The following is a 19,084-nucleotide window of genomic DNA, read 5'->3' as shown; positions in this document are numbered from 1 at the left end:
CTCACCTGTTCACCGAGTAGCAGTCCACCTGCGGCTCACTTGGCAACACGCCCGACACGCCAATGACGAAGCCGGGAGCATCGAGCAGCGACGCCCAGTGCTCGCTTTTCTGGTCCAGTTCGAGGCACAGCCGATCGCCGTCGTAAGGGATCTCACGCGGCTGGGAATGAAGCGGCTTCAGCGGAATGCCGGGCAGACGCGATTTCCACAGGCCCTCGAACTGGTCAGCCGAGCCGACAGTCGCCTGATTGACGAAGATCTTGCGCAGCGCGTCTTCCGACAGCTCGGAACCAACCCGGATGACGATGCGGCTTGCCACCAGCAGCTTCGGATTGTCGATGCGGATCTTCCAGACGTTGGTCGAATGCCGCATGACCGGCAGCGCACGCGATTTCGGTTCAATGTAGCGCAGGCTGAGGATGAGTGAGCGCAGCGTATCCGCCAGCGCCATATAGGCGGGACCCGGAGCCATGTGATCGTAAGGGGGCAACTCGCCCAGCCGCCGCGCACTCGATCCATAGGTCGCCATCGAACCGGCGAGCCCGGCAAGTTCCAGGTAAAGCTCGGCCGGATGGAAGACATCCTGCGCCAGCATGTGGGCCAGCCGCGGGCGCGCCGCATTGGCGAGGTTGAGCATCAGCAGGTCTTCGACGCTGCGCCCCGGCCCGCCCATCACCATCTTGCCGTGCGCCTCGGCGATCTGGTCGAGCCCCGTGACGACTTCCAGCAGCAATTGCCGGTACCAGGCCACGGCGCCGGTCACCAGTGTCGGCGGCAGGAAGGTCTCGTCCAGCGAGACGCCGCCATCGGCTCGAACCCCCTTGAGGTCGGCGATCGGCAAGGCGGTGTAGCCACCGACGGACTTGCCGGGTGCGAGCAGCAGCGCCTGCGGAACGGCGATTTCGATTTCTTCAGGGTCCGAACCGCCCTGGACGGCGTCACGTACAGCGACGATCCGCCCATGATAGCGTGCTCCCGAAGTGGCGGCGTGTGCGGGATCGAAGCCGACACCGCCGGGAGGTTCGAGCGGCAAGGCCACCAGCACCGGTCCGGCAGCCGTGTCTGGCGTCACCGGCAACGGCCGCGGCGCGTTCATCATCTCCGGAATGGCGAAAGGTGTTCCGTCCGGGAAGATGCCGCGAGCGGACAGGATGGCGACCTGGCCGGCATCGAGTAACGCCTGGTCCAGCGTCAGCTGTTGAAAGCCGAACGTATGCAACTGCCCGGCCTGCAACGCGCCGCGCACGGTCGCCTCGAAGAAACGATCCTGCTGCTGGAAATGCTGGGTCCGCAGGAAAAGACCTTCGGACCACAGCACCCTATTTGCATCGCTCATGCCGTTACTCTCTGCATCGAGCTTCCCTTGCCCTGGCCACTAGGCGGAGATACCGCCCTTGCCAATCGTGACATTGATTGTGAATTTTGATCCCGACGACACCGACTTGGTCGTGCGCCAGTTCTTGCCGGTGGGCTCGCGGATCAGCGCAACGAAGCCCAGCGCTGTCGCATCAGGCTCGACGGTGATGGTCTTGGACGCGGATTTTCCCGGCCCGACGGCGATCTGGTCGGATCCGATGAGATCGCCTGCCAGCGCCGATCCGGCATCGCCCTGCAGGGCAAAGTAGTCGGCGGAATTGAATTTGCCGGTGCTGCGCAGCCGCATGACGAGAACCGTCACCGGCCGGTCGCCGCCGCCTGGTCCAGGGTTCATGCCTGCCCCACCGGTCACGTTGATGGTGATTACCGAAGGTTTCGGCGGACCGCTCTGGCAAGCCGCAAGCAGTCCGGTTGCGCCCAGGGCAACGATGAATTCGCGTCGGTCGATCATGTCTCACTCCTCCTCATATGCATCCCGAAAATCGGCGCCGATTTCGCCAAGAAAGCTTTTTTCCGCACTCTCGGCGATTTCACGATGGCGTTTCTGGTAGAGTTCCCACAGCTTGGCGCCGCGCCCGCCCGAAAGCAGGGTGCCGATCGCGGAATTCGATTTTAGCTCCTGCTCGATCGCTGCCGGCTCAAAACGGTCGACCATCCGACGCAGGGCGGCCTGCACGCCGCGCCAGGCACGCACGTGGTGCTGCGCGAGATCGCGAACCGCGTCGGCGATTGCCGCTTCGCCGGCGAGAAAGCCGGGGCTGCGTTCGGCAATAAGCGTGACGATGGCGTCGTCGACCGTCGGTAGGAACTTCAGTGGATTGACTTCGGAAGCTCCTACCATGGTCTGGGCGACACGGGCATTGCCCTTTTCCTCGGCCCGCTTGCGCAGAAGCTGCATCAGGCCTTCCATCATCAGCCGGTATTCGCGGCCGAACTTCTCCATTTCCGCGATGCTGTCGCGGCCGGGGAAATCGGCTTCCTCGACGCCCATGCCGTGCAGGAATGCAGAGCGAAGCGCCTTGTCGCCCGGCTGGGCCACTGCCGGCTGGCGGGCGGGCGTAGCGGCAGCACCTGTCCGCGCTGGGGCCGGGCTATCAGCCGCCTGCCCGGGCAAATCCCAGGGATTGGCGGGTCGCTGGGCGACGCGCTCGCGCTGGCCAGTCGAACCGACGCCGTTTGCCGAACCGGTCGCGGCGGCGGGTCCGAAACCAAAATCATCGTTGAAATCGGACGGTTTTCCATGAGCGAGTTGGGCTCCACGGCCGAGGGACGGCACGGGGTCGAGGCTGAATGGATCCGTTTGGCTCGCCGCACCGTCCGGTTCGAGGTAAGGGGCGGCGTCTTTCGCCACAGGCGTCGAAACCGGATCGAGGCTGAACGGGTCATCGAAAGCAGGCGAGCTGCGCTGGCTGGAGGCGGCACGCTCGAACGCGCCCGCAACCGGCTGCTCGAACGGATTCGGCAGATCGGCCGGGCGTGGCCGTCGCGGCTCCTCCTCGACCTTGGCGGAAAAGAAGTCGTCACGGCCGATGCTCACCGGCGCCCGCGATGCCGGCGGCAAGCGTTCCGCAACCGGCTGGCTGGCGGCAGGTGCCTGGGCAGTTGGCGTCTGTAGGTCGACATAGACGACGTAGTCGCCAAGTCTCAGCCGCATGCCGCTTTGAAGGCGCGTCGACTGGCCGGCACCAAGCGGGCTGTCGGAGTCGTTTATGAAAAGTCCACTGCTCGACGTGTCGGTGACGAAATAGCCGTCTCGCCCGCCTGTGATCTTGCAATGGGCGCGGGAAACGAACATGTCGGGATCGTTGATCTGCCAGCCCGCGTCCGAGCTGCGGCCGATCACCAGCTCACCTTCGTCAAGCCGGGTCTGCCGTACCGCCTGGGTGCGTGGCCCTTGCTCCAGCGTCAGCAGCAGGCTCATGCCGCGACCCCCGCCATTTCCGGCCGCCATCCGACAATTGTCCGCAGCCGCAGATCGTCAGCATCGCCCCTTTCGGCGGGCCGCGCAAGCCAGGCGGTCCGGCCGAGCTGGACCGTTCCGATGCGGGGTGGCGGCACGGCTTCACGCGCCAGCACGATGCGCAGGTCGACATCGAGCGACTCCCCAACCATGTCGCGAACGGCCTGCTTGAACAGTCTGAGGCGCGAGCCTCCCGGCAGGAACGCCTTGAACTCCTCAAGACTGAGAGGGCCAACGCGCAGTTCGATCCTGCTCTGGCGGTTGAAAACGCGCGGGCCGATCGTCGCCCCCCGGCCGAGGTCCGCATAGGCTTTTGCGAGGCGGGTCTGCAGCCCGGCTGGTATGGTTATCCAGGCGGCGATGAATTCCTTGATCTGAACCGGCACCCTGAACGCTTCCGCCAGAAACAGCGTCAGCCGTTCCGGACCGTCGACCTGGCTGGCGAGCGATGCGGCCTGACGAAGCTTGACAGTGTCGAGATCAGGATTTTGGGTGCCGGGAAGTCCGATCCCCGCCATCGCTTCAAGCATGGCGCGAACGCGGCCGCCGACCGCGCGCTCGACCTGGACCGCCGGATGCGCATCCGCCCAGGCCCGGTAGTAAAGGGCAATCATGCGGTGCTGGAGGATGTTGACGAAGTCCACGAAGGTCGTGTCGCTGGTCTGCTGTGCGTCGGCACCGGCGAACCAGCGCTGCGACAGGCGGTCGAGCACCCAACGTGTCAGATGCAGCGGCATTGGGCCCTCAGGCCCCAGCAGGCCGAGATTTGCAACCGTGACCCGGGCCGGCACCTTGTCGCTGGCCTCGCGGAACTGCACCAGGTCCCGCGCGGAAAAGGCGAGGCGCACATGCTGGCCGAGCCTTGCCGGCTCGCGGTCGGGGCGTCCGGAATGACCGAACAGACCGCTCCGCTGTTCGAGACGGCGCAACAGTTCGAAAAAGTCGAACGCCTCGGACAGACCTTCGGCCCGGTCCGGGCCGATCGTGTCTGGATCAGGTGTCTTGTCTAGATCAGGTAGCGATTGCCGGGCGTCATCGGCCATGGCACATCCTCCTGTCTCTGCAGCAGCCGCGTGCGGGTTCGCACGAAGCCGTTTATTCCGGCATGACGGGCAAACAGCCGCGCCAGCAAGGCCGAAAGCAACAAGTTGCTTTGCCCTGCCAGCACCGACTGATCGACATGCAGCGTCACTTCAGTGCCACGCCCGAAGCACATCGGCCCGTCGATCTGCAGCCGTTCGATCACCGACCGCGAGTCGATGCGCACGATCGAATGCACGTTGCGGGCAAGGCTCGGATCGCCCCGGTCGGCATAAAGATCGAGCAGCGCATGCAGCGGGTCGACGCCGCGGCCTTCCTTGGCGAGGCTCAAGAAATTGAGGGCGAGCTGCGCCACCAGTCGCCAGGCGAGATCGTCGGCCCGGGACTCGCCTTCGGCCCCGGTGGGCAGTGCCGCGGGGATGGCCGGCTGCGGCGGACGCAACGCACCGAGCAGGCGAACGGATTCGACCGGATCGCCGGCCTCCAGCGTCAAGGTCGGATTGTCGTCGAGGATCGGCAGGTCACGGTTGGTGCAAAGCGCCATGATGTCGAGACGCTTCAACGGCCGGTTCGCGGGATTTGCGATCGGCCGGGATACGGCCAGGAAAACATCGTCTCCGGTGTATGACGTGCGGGTCAGGCCGTCGCGGCGTTCATCCTCCGTCGCCCGGCGTGGGCGCCGTTCCGTCGAATAGACCCAGCCGCTGCCGCGGTTCTGCCCGAGGCTGAACAGCTCCGGTATCTCGGCATCGCTGCCTTCACTGTCGGCATCCTCGACGCGGAGAACACGATAGATCTCGAAGTCGCGCGCCCGTGTGCGGTCGGCGTGCAGCACCTGCCGTGTCTTGCGCGGATCGAGCTCGACGACGTTGCACTCACGCTCGAACAGATTGATGATCGGCGTCGCGAAAAGTTCGAAATCCGCCGGCGTCAGGTCGGCGAGTTCGGGCGCCGGGCGGCGGAACAGGAAGATGATCTCCAGTCCGCCCTCGCAGTTGCGCACCACGGGCTGCAGCCCCAGGACCCGGACATAGTGAAAGCGCTCTGGCATGACGAAGTATTCGCGCAGCAGGCGGTACCCTTCGAATGTCGGGCGGGTGCGCGGCATCAAGGCCTCGTCGTCGCTGATGCCGACCATTTCGGGTGCCGGCAAGGGCGACAGCCGGTTGGTTTTGCCTTCCGGTCGTGCGCTAACAGCCGCGCAGGCGCCGAAAATCGCGTCGAACAGAAGTGGCGCCTTGGTGCGTCCGGCAAAATAGAGGTCGAGCTGGTCGAGCGCCAATTCGTCGAGTTTGCCTTTTCCAGTCCGCGTCAGCACCAGACGCAGGGCCACCTCGCCGGCGATGCCACCGATCGGTCCTATGCCGGCCGCCGCCAGCGCACTGCGATCCTGAAAATAGCTGACCGAAGTTATCGCTATCGGCCACAGGGTCATGTCCTGCGCGGTCGAGAAAGTGCAGCGCGTCGACAGGCCGGGCTGCAGGCTGGAGACCAGCCGCGTGTTGCGCTTGACGACGTGGCCGGCGGGCATGGTCTGCACCTGCTGGCCAGGTTTCAGCACGGCCATCGCCGTCGCGGGGGCCGGCGTGACCAGATCGGGATAGAGGACGTCGAGCACGCTCCGCGAAAATCGCGAGCGCTCGGCGTCGACTTTCAGCCGGGTGCGCGCGGCGAGGAAGGCGACGCCGTCCAGCAGCCGTTCGACATAGGGATCCGGGCAGGGCACCGTATCGAGCGACAGGTTGCGCGCCACCGCCGGATGCATGTCGGCAAACTCCGCCGCAAGGCCGCGGATATGGGTCAGTTCCTCCTCGTAATATTCGACGAAAACCCGATCCATCTCAGGCGTCCCTAATTTCGGTCCGCGCCAAGCCGTTGTCGAGATTGATCGTGGTGCGCAGGCGCATGCGTTCCGGTGTGGGCGTCATGATCAGCACGGCATCGATCTCGATCTTCAGCCCCACGGTCTTGTCACCAAGGGTGACCGTAACCTTCGTCGCGCTTTCCTTGAGGCGGGGCTCGAAGGTGGCGAGCACCGAGCGGATTTCGCGCGCCAGCACGTCGCGGTCGAAGTCGCGGGACGACCGGCCCGAGAAGGAAGGCACGCCGTAATTGACCACGCTTCGACGCACCTCCGGAAAATCGGCGAGCGACGGTGGGTTGTCTGCCATCTGCTCGTCCTCCAGGTCGGAAAGCAGCGGTGTGGCCTCGAAGCGCTCGGTGTTGAACAGAGCCTCGATGTCGCGCCGCACCGCTTCCCTAAGCACGCGCGCCGATACCACCACACCGCGGCTCTCGATCTCGACGCGGTGCTGAGACTGAAAGGCCAGGCGATGCAGACGCCGTTTCTGATCGGGCGTCAGCTCCGCATCGGCGTCGATGGTCCGCGCACTGCCGGCAACGAGGGTGTCAAGACGGTCCGCGCCAAGCTCGTCCAACAGGACATGGCGCAGCCCATCTATCTCCGAGGTCAGGCCCGGCAGGTCATTGACGAGGCGATCCCACAGCGACGGCTGGACCGCCTCGCTTTTCGCCCGCAGGCTGCCGGCGATCTGCTGCTTGCCGGCGCCAGGCCGCCGAACCTCACTTGCCGACATAGACATCCATTTCGGCTTCATCATTGCCGTCATAGACGAATTTGATCTTCTTGTAGGCGAAGCTGACCGCTTCCTCGATCAGGTCTGCCTCATCGTCAGCTTGCGACATGTCGTATTCCATGATCGAGGCGTCGGTCAGCGTAACGACCAGGTAATCCTTGCTTTCGCCATCGATGGTCCGCCGTGCCGAAAACACCACCTCATTGAGGGCCTTGTTCTCGAACAACGCCTTTGCCAGGTAGGGCGAGGATTTGTCGTAGTGTTTGGTGAACTTGATCATGCCCATGGACACGCGGCCACGGCGTGAGAGCGAATTCGGATCATAGGGTGCGACCATCTTGTAGTCGACGCCATGGACTTCGATTTCGTCCGAGTGGCCGTCGCGGGTGCTGGGGCCCTTGATATCGGGAACCTTCAGAAAGCCATCAATCTTCATGGTCGTGGGCATTTTCTCTCTCCACCGCTTTTAAAAACCAAGATGTTGTTGCTGCAAATCAAGTCTTCACGGACGGCAGTTCCGACACCAGTCGGAGCGAGGCATTGATGCCCTCCAACTGGTAGTGCGGGCGCAGATAGAAGCGGGCATTGTAGTAGCCTGGCCGCCCCTCCACGCTGTCCACCTGGACCTCGGCAGCGGCAAGCGGGCGCTTGGCGCGTGCCTTGTCGTCGGCGAAGGCCGGGTTGGCCAGCACGTAGCGGTTGATCCACTCGGTCAACCAGATCTGCATGTCGGAGCGCTCCTTGAACGAGCCGACCTTGTCGCGCGCAATGGCCTTGAGGTAGTGCGCAAAGCGCGAGACCGGGAAAAGATAGGGCAGGTTGGCGCTCAGCCGCTCGTTCGACTGTGCGTCGGGGTCGACCAGCCGGCCGGCGCGCGTTTCGTCGTCCTGCAGCGAATGGGCGCCGATGAAGGCCGCCAGATCCGTGTTCTTACGGTGCAGGATCGGCATCAAGCCAAGCTTGGCCAGTTCGGCCTCGCGCCGGTCGTCGATGGCGACTTCGGTCGGGCATTTCATCGCGATCGAGCCATCGTCGGTCGGGAAGCTGTGCACCGGCAGATTGAGCACCGTGCCGCCATTCTCGACGCCGCGGATCTGCGTGCCCCAGCCGAAAAGCTTGTGGCTGCGGTTGATGTTGACGCCCATCGGGAAGGCGGCGTTCATCCAGACATACTTGTTGTGATCGCCCTGCACCTCTTCCTCGAAGGTGAAGCCCTTCACCGGAACGGTATCGGTGCCATAGGGCAGCCGGGCCAGAACACGAGGCATGGTCAGGCCGATGTAGCGAGCGTCCTCGCTCTCGCGCAGCGATTGCCAAGAGGCATAGGCCGGGTTGGAGACGATCTGCTGCAGGTCTTGCGGGTTCGGCAATTCCTGCCAGCTGTCCATGCGGAACAGGCGCGGCGAGGCGGCTGCGATGAACGGCGTGTGCGCCGAGGCGCAGATGCCGGAGATATTGCGCAGCAGGCCGACGTCGCGCGGGTGGTTGGAGAATTCGTAGGCCCCGATCACGCAGCCGATAGGCTCGCCGCCCAGCATGGAATACTCGTCCGTATAGACCTTCTTGAAGATCGGGCTCTGGTCCCACATCTGGCCTTCATAGTCTTCGAGCGTGTCGCCCAGCTGCTCCTTGGAGATGTTCATCACCCGGATCTTCAGCTTCTGGTCCGTCTCGGTGTTGTTGACGAGATACCAGAGGCCGCGCCAAGTGCCTTCCATCTCGCGCACTTCCGGTGCGTGCAGGATCTCGTTGACCTGTGCCGTCAGCATCTTGTCGATGCCCGCGATCAGCGACTTGATCGACTTGATCGCATTGGACGAAATGGTCGTGGTGTCGGAACGCGACTGTGCCGCGAGTGCGAGATTACGCACCAGTTGCTGCAGCTTCTCGCTATCGTCCTTCTTGACCTTGAAATCCTTCTCAAGGAGGCCGCTGAATTCGTCGAGGTTTATGGCTTCGGCCTCGGCGGCGACGGCGGCGGTCTTTTGCTGTTCGGCCATGGTTCACTCCCCTGCCTTGTCGTCGTCGGCGAGCGCCTGGCCGGCGATCTTGCCAAGCAGCGGCTCGTTGTTCAGCAGCTGCGCGATGCGTTTTTCGGCGTCGACGCGGCCATCCATGAAGCCGAGCAGTTCCTCGAGCTGGCGGCGCATCTTGAGGATCTCGGCCAGTTGCGGTACCTGCGCGGCAATTTTGTCGGGAGCGAAATCGCCCATCTTGGTGAAGGTGAGATCGAGCGCCAGTTCCTCGTCGCGCTCCTGGCCTTCGGCCTGCGGCAGCGTGTTCTTCACTCGGGCTTTGACGCGGGGCCCGAGCGCCTCCATGAACTTGGGGAAGCGGTTGGCGTCGGTCTCGACGAAGGATCGATCCAGCACCGATTTTGACGCTTCCTTGGTCTGCGAAGCGCCGGAAAGGTCGGCCATCACCGCCATCACAAACGGCAATTCGATCGTCGTCGGGCTACCGTAGGTTTCCACGTCGTAGGCGATCTGCACCCGCGGCGCGCGATTTCGTTCGATGACCTTCGCTTTGCTTTCGGCTGGCATGTGCTGTTACCTTTCATCCTTCTGAGCCGTCTTCTTGGCATCGGGAACGCCGGCAAGGAGCCGGAATTCCTTCAGCCCAGACGGGGCGAGATCTTCCATCAGTTCAACGAAATCCATGTGCACCATGCGGCGCACGCGCCGCGCCAGATGCGGTATCGGGCTCGACGGTTCGGTGCGGTCATAGAAGGCGACGACCAGGTCGAGGCACTTCACCACGTCGTCGCGCGAGGAGATCCGATCAGGAAGCCCCGTGCTTGAGTCCGAGTAGGTTGCCGCACTTGCCATAGTCTCGGCTCCATGACCGTTTCGAGCAGGCGTTGCCGGTTCTGCAGGAGTGGGCGCCTTGGCCGCGCCATTCGCCACGGCGCCGGCTGCCGAGTTCCGTTCGAGGGTCGTCAGCAAACGCTGCAGAAACCGCTTTAATTCCGGAACGGGAGCGCCGCCGCCTTCGAGGCGGGCGTTCAGCGCGGTTTCGACCGCGTCAAGGGCCGCGATCGCTGCCCGGGCGTCGGCGACGAGCGCGACCATCTCCGCAACGGCCTGATCAATCTGTGCAGCACATCCGGCGCGCACCCGGTTCAACAATTGTCCGTGCGCACTGACCAGTGCGGCCTTTTCCGCCGTGTTCAATCCCGAGGCGGCTTCCTGGAGCATGACACGGTCGTCGAGCGCGCTTTGTTCCAGGTCGCGTCCGCTGATCGGTCCGATCGAGCGTGGCGTCAAGAAAATCATCTGCCGCAGGTTCGCCAGCAACCCGTCCTGACCATTCTGGAGGTCGAGCAGCGCGTTGATACGGCGCAAGGCGGCATCGCGAGGCGTAGCGTTGGGCCGCAGGGCCGGATGCATGGTTTCCCAATGCTGATCGAAGGTCTGCGCAATGAGGGTCAGACCCTGCGCGAGCCCGGCCAGTCCGTCTTCATTGGCCAATGCGCGCGTGACGATGACAAGCAGGCGCAGGTCGCGGCCATGCGCGCGCAAGTCCGCCGCCTTTGCCAGCACCGCGGACCAGTCGACCGGAATGGTGCTTTGCGAGGTGGGCTTGTTGTTGCCGTCGTGGACGACCTTGACCTCGGGCTCCGTCAGGCGCTCCAGCTCATGAAAAGCCGGGTCGTTGCGCAAATCCTCCCCTGACGGGTTTCCACCGTCGAGCGGGCTAAGCCAGAGCGCGGCATCAATCACTCAAACCCCCAGCGACCGACCTCAAACCGTAAGTGACGCAACGTTAACACACGGTTGTACTTTACCACAATTCAAGGACGGCTCAAAAATTAACAGAAGCTAAACGCAACCGCCGCCAGAGTGCCGGAATCCTTGGTGTGGTTGCCGAAGCTGGAGGTGAACCGCATCGCGGAGCCGCGCCCAAGTCCGTGGCTGTTCACAGTTGGTGGTGCGGGACTTTCCACAAATGGAAACGAGCCGGCCAAACCGGGCGTCGAGACATCGGTCCGTCAGGCGCTTTGTCAAGTGACGGCTTATGTGGCACTTTATCGGCTGGCAGACTGCAGGAGCACGTTCGATGGAACAGCGCCGGTCATCGCGGACTTTCAAGCGCAAGGAACTGGTCGGCAAGCTCAATCCTGTCGGCGTCCGCGCCTTCAAGGCTGCTGCCGACACCGCCAAGCTGCGCGGCAATCCTTACGTGGAACTCGTCCATTTCATAGAGCAACTGGTGCTTTCCGACCGCTCGGATGTGCAGATGATCATCGCCGATGCGGGCGTGGACGCGAGCCGGATCACCGCCGATATGACCCGCGCCGTCGACAAGCTGCCTTATGGCGCTACATCGATCGAGGAGTTCTCCGACCATATCTTTCATGCCATTCAGGAAGCCTGGAACCTGGCGACGCTGGAGTTCGGCGTCGAAGAAGTCCGCAGTGCCCATATTCTGCTTGCCTGCCTGAAGACGCCGGCGCTGGAAGGCCTGCTGTCGAAGATCAGCGGCGAGTTCGACAAGATCGACGCCGACGCGGTCATCGCGCGGTTTGCCGATGTTGTGGAGGGCTCACTCGAAGCCGGCGCCGCTCCGACGACGCCTGCCACCGAAACGCCGATGAAACGGGGGCCGGGCGGGGATTCGACGCTGGCGAAATACGCCACCGACCTGACCCAGCGCGCCCGCGACGGCAAGATCGACCCCGTTGTCGGCCGTGACCCGGAGATCCGGCAGATCGTCGACATCCTGATGCGGCGTCGGCAGAACAACCCAATCCTGACCGGCGAGGCCGGTGTCGGCAAGACTGCGGTCGTCGAGGGCTTTGCCTTGCGTATCGCCCAGGGCGACGTGCCGCCCACCTTGCAGAATGTCAGCGTGCGCATGCTCGACGTCGGATTGATGCAGGCGGGCGCCAGCGTGAAGGGCGAATTCGAAAGACGGCTGAAGGCCGTCATCGATGAGGTTCAATCGTCCGAAACGCCGGTCATCCTGTTCATCGACGAAGCCCACACCTTGATCGGCGCCGGGGGTGCTGCCGGAACCGGAGATGCCGCCAATCTCCTGAAACCGGCGCTGGCGCGCGGCGAACTTCGCACCATCGCTGCAACAACCTGGGCCGAATACAAGCAGCACATCGAGAAGGACCCGGCGCTGACCCGCCGTTTCCAGGTGGTCAAGATCGACGAGCCGTCGGAGGCGGTGGCCGTCCTCATGTTGCGCGGTGTGGCAGGCATGCTGGAGCAGCACCACAAAGTGCAGATACTCGATGAGGCGATCGAGGCGGCGGTCGGCCTGTCGCATCGCTATATCCCGGCACGGCAACTGCCCGACAAGGCGGTGAGCCTTCTCGACACCGCATGCGCCCGTGTCGCCATATCGCAGCACGCCACGCCAGCCGAGGTCGAGGACATCATACGCCGCCGCCAGGCGCTGGAGGTCGAGCGCGGCATCATCGGTCGCGAGGCTGCGATAGGCATCGAGGTGACTGACCGGCAGGCCCGGGTCGACACCGGACTTGCGGAAACCGAGCTCACATTGGCCGCCGCCCGGCAGCGCTGGGATCGGGAAAAGGCACTCGTCGCCGAAATACTCGAACTGCGCGCCAGACTGCGCGGCGAGGGTATTCCGCTCGATGCCGTGGAGACGCCGGAGGGCACTGTCGAAACGGCGGGCGCTGACACGGTTGACGCTCCGCTGCCGAAGGCCGAACCGTCCAAGGCCGAAGTGCCCAGGACAAAAACGGCCAAAGCCAAAACAGCCAAGACTAATGTCGAAGAACAGCCCGCTGCCGCTCCACCTGATCCTGCCGCCGATCTCGCCCGGTTGCGCGAACTGATGGCCGACCTGGCCGAGGCGCAAGGCGAGACGCCGCTGATCCTGCCTTCGGTCGATCGCAACGCCGTGGCCGCCGTGGTCCAGGACTGGACCGGCATCCCGACGGGGCGGATGCTGTCCAGCCAGACCGAAAAGGCGCTGCGACTGGCCGCCACTCTGTCCGAACGCGTGGTCGGGCAGGATCATGCCATGGAGATGATCGCCAGGCGCGTACAGACCAGCCGCGCTGGGCTGGGCGCTCCGGAAAAGCCGGTGGGCGTGTTCCTGCTCTGCGGCCCTTCGGGCGTCGGCAAGACCGAAACGGCCTTGGCCTTGGCCGAGACGCTCTACGGCGGCGAGCAGAATCTGATCTCGATCAACATGTCCGAGTTCCAGGAGGCGCACACGGTCTCGACCTTGAAGGGTGCGCCACCTGGATATGTCGGCTACGGCAAGGGCGGCATCCTGACCGAGGCGGTTCGGCGCAAACCCTATTCGGTGATCCTGCTCGACGAGGTCGAGAAGGCGCATCCCGACGTGCACGAGATCTTCTTCCAGGTTTTCGACAAGGGAATGATGGACGACAGCGAGGGCCGGCGCATCGATTTCAAGAACACGCTGATCTTGCTGACCTCCAATGTCGGCTCGGAAGTCATCATGGACCGGACCAAAAACGGGACTGTTCGCGCCGGGCTGGACGACCTCGACACGGCGCTCCGTAGCCCCCTGCTGAAGGTTTTCCCGGCTGCCTTCCTTGGCCGAGTGGTGACCATTCCGTACTATCCGCTCTCGGATTCGATGATCGAGGCGATCGCCCGTCACCAGTTCGCCAAGATTGCCCGGCGGCTGCGTGCAACCAACGACGCGGAATTGGTCATCGGCGATGGTGTCATGGATCTGGTCAAGGCCCGTTGCACCGAGATCGAATCCGGCGGGCGGATGATCGACGCCATCCTGACAAACACGCTCCTGCCGGAATTGAGCCGCGGCGTGCTGAACCGCTCGCTCGAGGGCGAAAAGATGACAAAAGTAACCGTCGGCGCCTCCAAGGAAGGGTTTACCTATTCCTTCGAGTAGGAATGTTGATGACGATTTGCTTCTGCGCGTCTCGTGCATAGGCTGAGCCAGCCAGCTCGACGATTTTTGAAGGCATGGAAGTCCTGCCTGCCGCGCGGCCAAGGGGCGAGTTTGTGTGGCGTGATTGACCTAGTGACGGTACTTTTCGCAGCGCAATGGTCATGACGTCGAGACGATTCAGCCCGCAAAAATCGAGCGATTGATCCCGATAGTTGATGAAACCTCGAAATATTTTTCGCGGCGATTTTCCGTTTAAAATCAAAAGCGTAACTTTTTGACGGACCATGCGTCGGCTTTTGGCATGGCAAGCAAGAAAAAACCCAGCTAGATCAATGACCTAGCTGGGTTATAAACAATCGAGTGGGAGTAGGGGGACGGCGGCAAATGGCGTAATTTCGCCAGCCGCTCCGGCCCGATCGTACCTTCCGCTGTTTGGCTGCGATAACCTCCTTCGATCTCCTGGCAAAACACAGGGTTGATCTGAACGAAGTTGAGAGGGGGCGTAAAGCGCAGTCGGCATGTTGGAGAGCTGCGGCGTGCAATGGCGTGCAAATAGGCGGCTTTGCTTGCGAGGACAGTCAGTTCGACCGGCAACGGTCGTGACGCGTACGTTGGAGCTTACGAAGCTGCGTTGGATGGTTCAAGCTCTTTGGCTCCAACCGCAGTTCTGCCGCTAGCGGGCTCTCGTTGCGAGCGGGCATATTTGTCGCTGATGAGCTTGCGGATCGGACAGCCCCCTCAAGGTTGCAGGCGACCGTCCGAGGTTCATCGCGATTTCAGAGTCGCCCGAGGTAACAATAGGTTGTCGGAAAAGCGTTACCGTGTTCCCCACATTTGGAAACGCTAGGTTTTCCACGACGCGAACGGCAGCTTTGGGCCGCAAGTAGGTCATTCGCTCCCATCTTGGTGCCTCCTAAAAGCAGACGGTTGATTCGTTGGCTGACTCTTGCGGATCGGCGAAATTGTCTGTCCGCAAGCCAGGTATGTTCCGGAAACCAGCAAGACCATCAGCGTGGTGTCGAGAATATCGTGGCCGACAAGGATGCCTGTCAGGCCACCAACAACGTATACTATGACGGTGACTACAATCATGGTGGCGCCGAACCGCTCCAACGGATCGGGATTGATACGCAGGACCCTTGTCGCATTCCATACCGCCACGGCAAAGATTGCAGCCAGTGTCAGCGCACCTGCGAGCCCGGCCTGCACCAACGCCGTCAGAAAGCCATTGTGAAAGTGGTTGAAGCCTTCGGTTGCCCCAAAGTGCTGTTTGAATCCCTGCCTTGAAAGCACCCGGCTGGCGGCCATTCCATGACCAAAAACGGGCGCCTGGCGAAAGGCGTCGAGCCCGATGTCCCACAACCCAACCCGCAATCCGAGCGGGGTGGTGTAGTCGCCTTTGGCGGCGAGGGCATTCCAGTTATCGTACAGGACATGTGTGCGATCGACGATGATTGGAGACATAATTGCCGCGATGAGCAGCGTCGAGGCGCCGGTAATCACCAGCAACTGTCTCATATCTGATCGGCAGACCTTTTTGCGATTGATCACAAGGACAGCTACAACCGCGATGAGCAAGGCCACCCAAATCATTCGCGAGCCCGAATAGATGGTCGCCACGATGCCGGCGAGCGCTGCGGCGGTGAGCGGCTTCCAGGCTTTCTCAACGCCTGACAGGACGCCCGCAAGGCACATCATCACGGCAAGGCAGGTGACCGTCGCAAACACGATCGGATTTCCGGCTCCTCCTTCTGCCCTCAGCATCCCGAACCAGTGATATTGGACGATTGCCAGCACCAGCGCTCCGACGCATGCAGCCGCGCTGGCGCGCACAGCGATGCGCGCCAGGGTCGCCTTGTCGGTGATGCTCCAGGTCGAATACGAGACCGGAAACAACAACAAGGTGACTAACGGCAGGAAATGCGTGGCGTCGGCGCGCAGCGTGCCGTTGACGGTCGACGCCAGCACCTGCGCCGCACAATAGGCATAGATCGCGATGGTCATGGCAAGCATCGGCCGGTCGATGTTCAAGCGGCGGCGCCCGGCAGAGAGCAGCACCAACGACCAGAGCGCGCCGCCATGAAAGACGAAGCTCACCACGGATCCGAGCACCGGTGGCGAAAAGAAGCAGGCGATCGAGAAGCAGCGGTTGACCTGTTCGGCCGTGAGCTGGCGCCGGAGCGATGTAAACAGGTTCAATGCCTTTGCTTCGCCATCATCGAGGCGCGCGAGAATCGTTCGAACGATCCTCGCTTACCGTGCTTCGCCCCTTTGCCCCGAACCCGTATAGCTGTTCGCTTTGGTATCCGGTAGTGCGGAACTATCTCGCCCTTCATCCAGATGCGCGAGCGGATGTGGCAAAACCAAACCGGTCCGGCCTCGACGCCTGCTCAGGCCGCGACCGCCGTTGAAGCTCCCTGGGTCGTTTCCCGCCAGGACTGGAACATCAGCACGTCCCAAAGCAGGTACTGGTTGTTGCGGTGTCCGGAGAGGTGTTCGGACCAGGCATGCCGGATCGCTTTGGGCTGGAAGAAGCCGTCCTCGCGCAGCCGGCGCTCGTCGAGCAGCGCCTCGGCCCATTCGCGCAGCGCGCCGCGCAGCCAGGCGTCGATAGGCACGCCAAAGCCCATCTTGGGACGTTCGACGAGGGCTTTGGGAACATGCCGGTAAAGCAGCTGCCTGAGCGGCCACTTCGTCTGGCCGCCGGCGCGCAGAATGGAAAGCGGCAGCGACAGCGCGAAGCCTACGAGGCGGTGGTCGAGCAGCGGCACGCGGGTCTCGAGGCTGACGGCCATGGCGGCGCGGTCGACTTTCACCAGGATGTCATCTGGCAGATAGCTCATGATATCGAGGTACATCATCCGCTCGACATTGCCCGGCAAGTCCGGAAGCGCTTCCAGACCCGTCAGCATGGTCGGCGGCTCGACCGCACCCGGGATGATCTGGGTCGGTTCCCAGTGCGAGCAGAGGCGACGGTAGACATCGTCCATGCTTGCCAGCGAAAACACGGACGCGGCCTTATGGATCTTGTCGCCGACACGTTCGCGGCGCAGGCGCCGCGGCAAGAGCGGCATGATGCCGCCCGCCAGATTGTTATAGAGCTCAGGTGACGGCAGTGTCGCAAGGCTGGCCGACGCGCGGCGCAGGCCGACCGGGATGCGCGACAGCTTGTTCCAGAACGCATCGGCGAGCGCGTAGCGTGTGTAGCCGGAGAACAGCTCGTCGCCGCCGTCTCCCGACAACGCCACGGTAACGCTGCCACGCGCCATCTTGGAGACAAGGAAAGTCGGGATTTGTGAGGAGTCCGAGAACGGCTCGCAATAGATGCCGGGAAGTTGGGGCACGACATCGAGCGCGTCGCGCTGGCTGACATAAAGCTCGGTATGATCGGTGCGGAGGTGGCGCGCCACCTGCTTGGCATGGTCCGCCTCGTTGTAGCCCGCTTCGTTGAAGCCGATCGTGAAGGTGCGCACTGGCCGCGCGCTGATCGACTGCATGACTGCCACGACTGCGGAAGAATCGATGCCGCCCGAGAGAAAGGCGCCGAGCGGCACGTCGGCGATCATTTGCCCTTCAAGTGAGCGGCGCAGATGACGCTCGACCTCGTCGACCGCCTCTTCGGGGCTGCCCTGGAAAGGGTCGCGCCGGCCTTGCTCTGCGACGTCGCTGGCGCTCCAATAATTCTCGACGCGCGGCTCATGCATAGGATCGGAAAGGACGAGAAAGTGGCCGGGCCTTAACTTCCGGATGCCCTGATAAATGCTGTAGGGCGCAGGGATGTAGTTGTGGCGCATCATCAACGCCAGCGCATTGCGGTCGATCTCCGGGCGCCAGTCCGGCAGCGGTTGAAAGGCCTTGAGTTCCGAGGCAAACGCGAAGGTCTTGCCGACCCGGCCGTAATAGAGCGGCTTTTCCCCCAGGCGATCGCGGCCGAGCACAAGGGTTCTCTCGCGCCGGTCCCAAACGCCAAAAGCAAACATGCCGACGGCCAGTTCAAGCGCTGTTTTGGTTCCAAGCTCTTCGATGGTGGCCAGGAAGACCTCGGTGTCGGAATGCCCGCGCCAGGCATGGGCGCCAAATTGCCGGTCGAGATGCGCCCGCATCTCGACGTGATTATAAATCTCTCCATTGAAGACGATGACGTAGCGGCCACTATGGGAGATCATCGGCTGCGCGCCGGCCGACGACAGGTCGATGATGGCCAGGCGGCGCTGACTGAAGGCGATGCCGGCCTCGGCGTCGGTCCAGACGCCGTCGCCGTCCGGTCCGCGATGCCGGATCCTGTCCGCCATTCGACGCACGGTGAGGCTGCCGCTGCTCGTCGCGGCTGCTCCACCCACAATGCCGACGATACCGCACATCCGGGGCTACTGCTCCATATTTGGCTTGCCCAAGTTCTTCCCCTCCATGGCGCGAAATCAGAGTGAGAAGAACCCGGTCGCTATAAATCCGTCCGCTCGAAACACCATTCACCACAGCCGGTGCCGAACAGGCCAATTCCAGGCGTTACATTGAAACGTTGCTTCGTGCGAAACCCAAGGTTCTCCACGGTCATCTCCAACTCGCTGGACGAGGTGGATTGATAGGGATAGCCGCCAAGCCAGTCGTCGACATCCGCCAGGAATTCCATGCCTCGGCGCGCGCGGTAGTTCTTTACAAACGAGATCGGGTCGCGGTGGCGCAGCGTCCTCGCCGCCATATAGGCCGAGACAAACATCGCCTTGACCGGAGGCCGCAGCCATCGATGCGAGGCATAGAGTCTCTTTTCGACCGTCCACAATCCGCACAGCGGTGTCTTCAGGTAGATCGCAATGCCTAATCGCCCGCCGCGGCCGACGAAGCCGGCGGCGTTGCCGATCGCTGTCCACATGTCTCCGGTATGATGCAGGACGCCCCATGAATAGACGACGTCGAACGTCCCGGTTGGAAGCGAGGCCCTGTCGAGGACATCGGCCCGCTTGACGCTCCAATCGGCTTCCGGCGCGAACCGAGACAGGACGGCCCTGGTCGTTTCGACGCAGTCCGCGTCATAGTCGAGGGCAGTGACTTTCGCCGCGCCCAGCCGGAGCGCTGCCGCTGCATGCAGCCCCGATCCGCAGCCGATGTCGAGAAATGTCTTGCCCTCAAGATCACCCACCAGGCGGCGAAGATCCTCGCAAGCCCGGTTGAGGTGTTCGTCCTCGAAACGCGCGGCAAGCTCAGACCAGTTGCGGCCGAAATCATAGCGCGCGTTCATGGGCCT

Annotated in this window: 14 protein-coding genes; 1 reads left to right on the top strand and 13 read right to left on the bottom strand. The window is 63.0% G+C overall.

Annotated elements, in window-relative coordinates; genetic code table 11:
- Position 1: 1 nt before the first annotated feature.
- Genes tssK through tssA form a run of 10 tightly spaced genes read right to left on the bottom strand, consistent with a single transcriptional unit; the run spans position 2 to position 10,697 of the window.
- On the bottom strand, positions 2-1,336 hold the full coding sequence (gene tssK / locus EB235_RS29880; protein WP_027033808.1) for a type VI secretion system baseplate subunit TssK: 1,335 nt from the start codon (positions 1,334-1,336) through the stop codon (positions 2-4).
- A gap of 39 nt (positions 1,337-1,375) precedes the next feature.
- Entirely contained in the window at positions 1,376-1,828 is a 453-nt protein-coding gene (tssJ, locus tag EB235_RS29875) for a type VI secretion system lipoprotein TssJ (protein ID WP_027033809.1), read from the bottom strand.
- Positions 1,829-1,831: 3 nt separating this feature from the next.
- On the bottom strand, positions 1,832-3,298 hold the full coding sequence (gene tagH / locus EB235_RS29870) for a type VI secretion system-associated FHA domain protein TagH (protein WP_027033810.1): 1,467 nt from the start codon (positions 3,296-3,298) through the stop codon (positions 1,832-1,834).
- A complete protein-coding gene (tssG, locus tag EB235_RS29865) occupies positions 3,295-4,380 on the bottom strand; it encodes a type VI secretion system baseplate subunit TssG (protein WP_027033811.1) in 1,086 nt (361 codons plus the stop codon). Before tssG ends, tagH begins: the two co-directional genes overlap by 4 nt.
- Positions 4,344-6,218 (bottom strand): type VI secretion system baseplate subunit TssF, encoded by a 1,875-nt coding sequence (tssF, locus tag EB235_RS29860; protein ID WP_027033812.1) that lies wholly within the window; start codon positions 6,216-6,218, stop codon positions 4,344-4,346. Before tssF ends, tssG begins: the two co-directional genes overlap by 37 nt.
- A 1-nt stretch (position 6,219) precedes the next feature.
- Positions 6,220-6,975 carry a type VI secretion system baseplate subunit TssE gene (tssE, locus tag EB235_RS29855; RefSeq protein ID WP_027033813.1) on the bottom strand — a complete coding sequence of 252 codons (756 nt, stop codon included), beginning with the start codon at positions 6,973-6,975 and terminating at the stop codon, positions 6,220-6,222.
- Complete coding sequence (locus EB235_RS29850) at positions 6,962-7,423, bottom strand: Hcp family type VI secretion system effector (protein WP_032926026.1); 462 nt, start codon at positions 7,421-7,423, stop codon at positions 6,962-6,964. Before EB235_RS29850 ends, tssE begins: the two co-directional genes overlap by 14 nt.
- Before the next feature lie 46 nt (positions 7,424-7,469).
- On the bottom strand, positions 7,470-8,975 hold the full coding sequence (gene tssC, locus EB235_RS29845; RefSeq protein WP_027033815.1) for a type VI secretion system contractile sheath large subunit: 1,506 nt from the start codon (positions 8,973-8,975) through the stop codon (positions 7,470-7,472).
- Between the two features lie 3 nt (positions 8,976-8,978).
- Positions 8,979-9,518, bottom strand: coding sequence for a type VI secretion system contractile sheath small subunit (gene tssB / locus EB235_RS29840; RefSeq protein ID WP_027033816.1), 540 nt, complete (start codon positions 9,516-9,518; stop codon positions 8,979-8,981).
- 6 nt (positions 9,519-9,524) lie between these two features.
- Positions 9,525-10,697: a type VI secretion system protein TssA gene (gene tssA / locus EB235_RS29835; protein ID WP_027033817.1), complete on the bottom strand. Its 1,173-nt coding sequence runs from the start codon at positions 10,695-10,697 to the stop codon at positions 9,525-9,527.
- A 337-nt stretch (positions 10,698-11,034) separates the two neighbouring features.
- Between tssA and tssH the strand changes: the two genes are divergently transcribed.
- Positions 11,035-13,842 carry a type VI secretion system ATPase TssH gene (gene tssH / locus EB235_RS29830; protein ID WP_027033818.1) on the top strand — a complete coding sequence of 936 codons (2,808 nt, stop codon included), beginning with the start codon at positions 11,035-11,037 and terminating at the stop codon, positions 13,840-13,842.
- Positions 13,843-14,730: 888 nt separating this feature from the next.
- Here the strand turns inward: tssH and EB235_RS29825 are convergent.
- The 3 genes from EB235_RS29825 to EB235_RS29815 form a co-directional block, all read right to left on the bottom strand.
- Entirely contained in the window at positions 14,731-16,041 is a 1,311-nt protein-coding gene (locus tag EB235_RS29825; RefSeq protein WP_051429796.1) for an O-antigen ligase family protein, read from the bottom strand.
- A gap of 191 nt (positions 16,042-16,232) precedes the next feature.
- A complete protein-coding gene (gene asnB / locus EB235_RS29820; protein WP_027033819.1) occupies positions 16,233-18,203 on the bottom strand; it encodes an asparagine synthase (glutamine-hydrolyzing) in 1,971 nt (656 codons plus the stop codon).
- Positions 18,204-18,283: 80 nt separating this feature from the next.
- Positions 18,284-19,078, bottom strand: coding sequence for a class I SAM-dependent methyltransferase (locus EB235_RS29815; RefSeq protein WP_051429797.1), 795 nt, complete (start codon positions 19,076-19,078; stop codon positions 18,284-18,286).
- Positions 19,079-19,084 lie beyond the last annotated feature (6 nt).

Source organism: Mesorhizobium loti R88b, assembly GCF_013170845.1.
Lineage (GTDB): Bacteria > Pseudomonadota > Alphaproteobacteria > Rhizobiales > Rhizobiaceae > Mesorhizobium > Mesorhizobium loti_B.
Note: the sequence above shows the minus strand (reverse complement) of the source record. Positions and strands in the feature narration are given on the sequence as shown.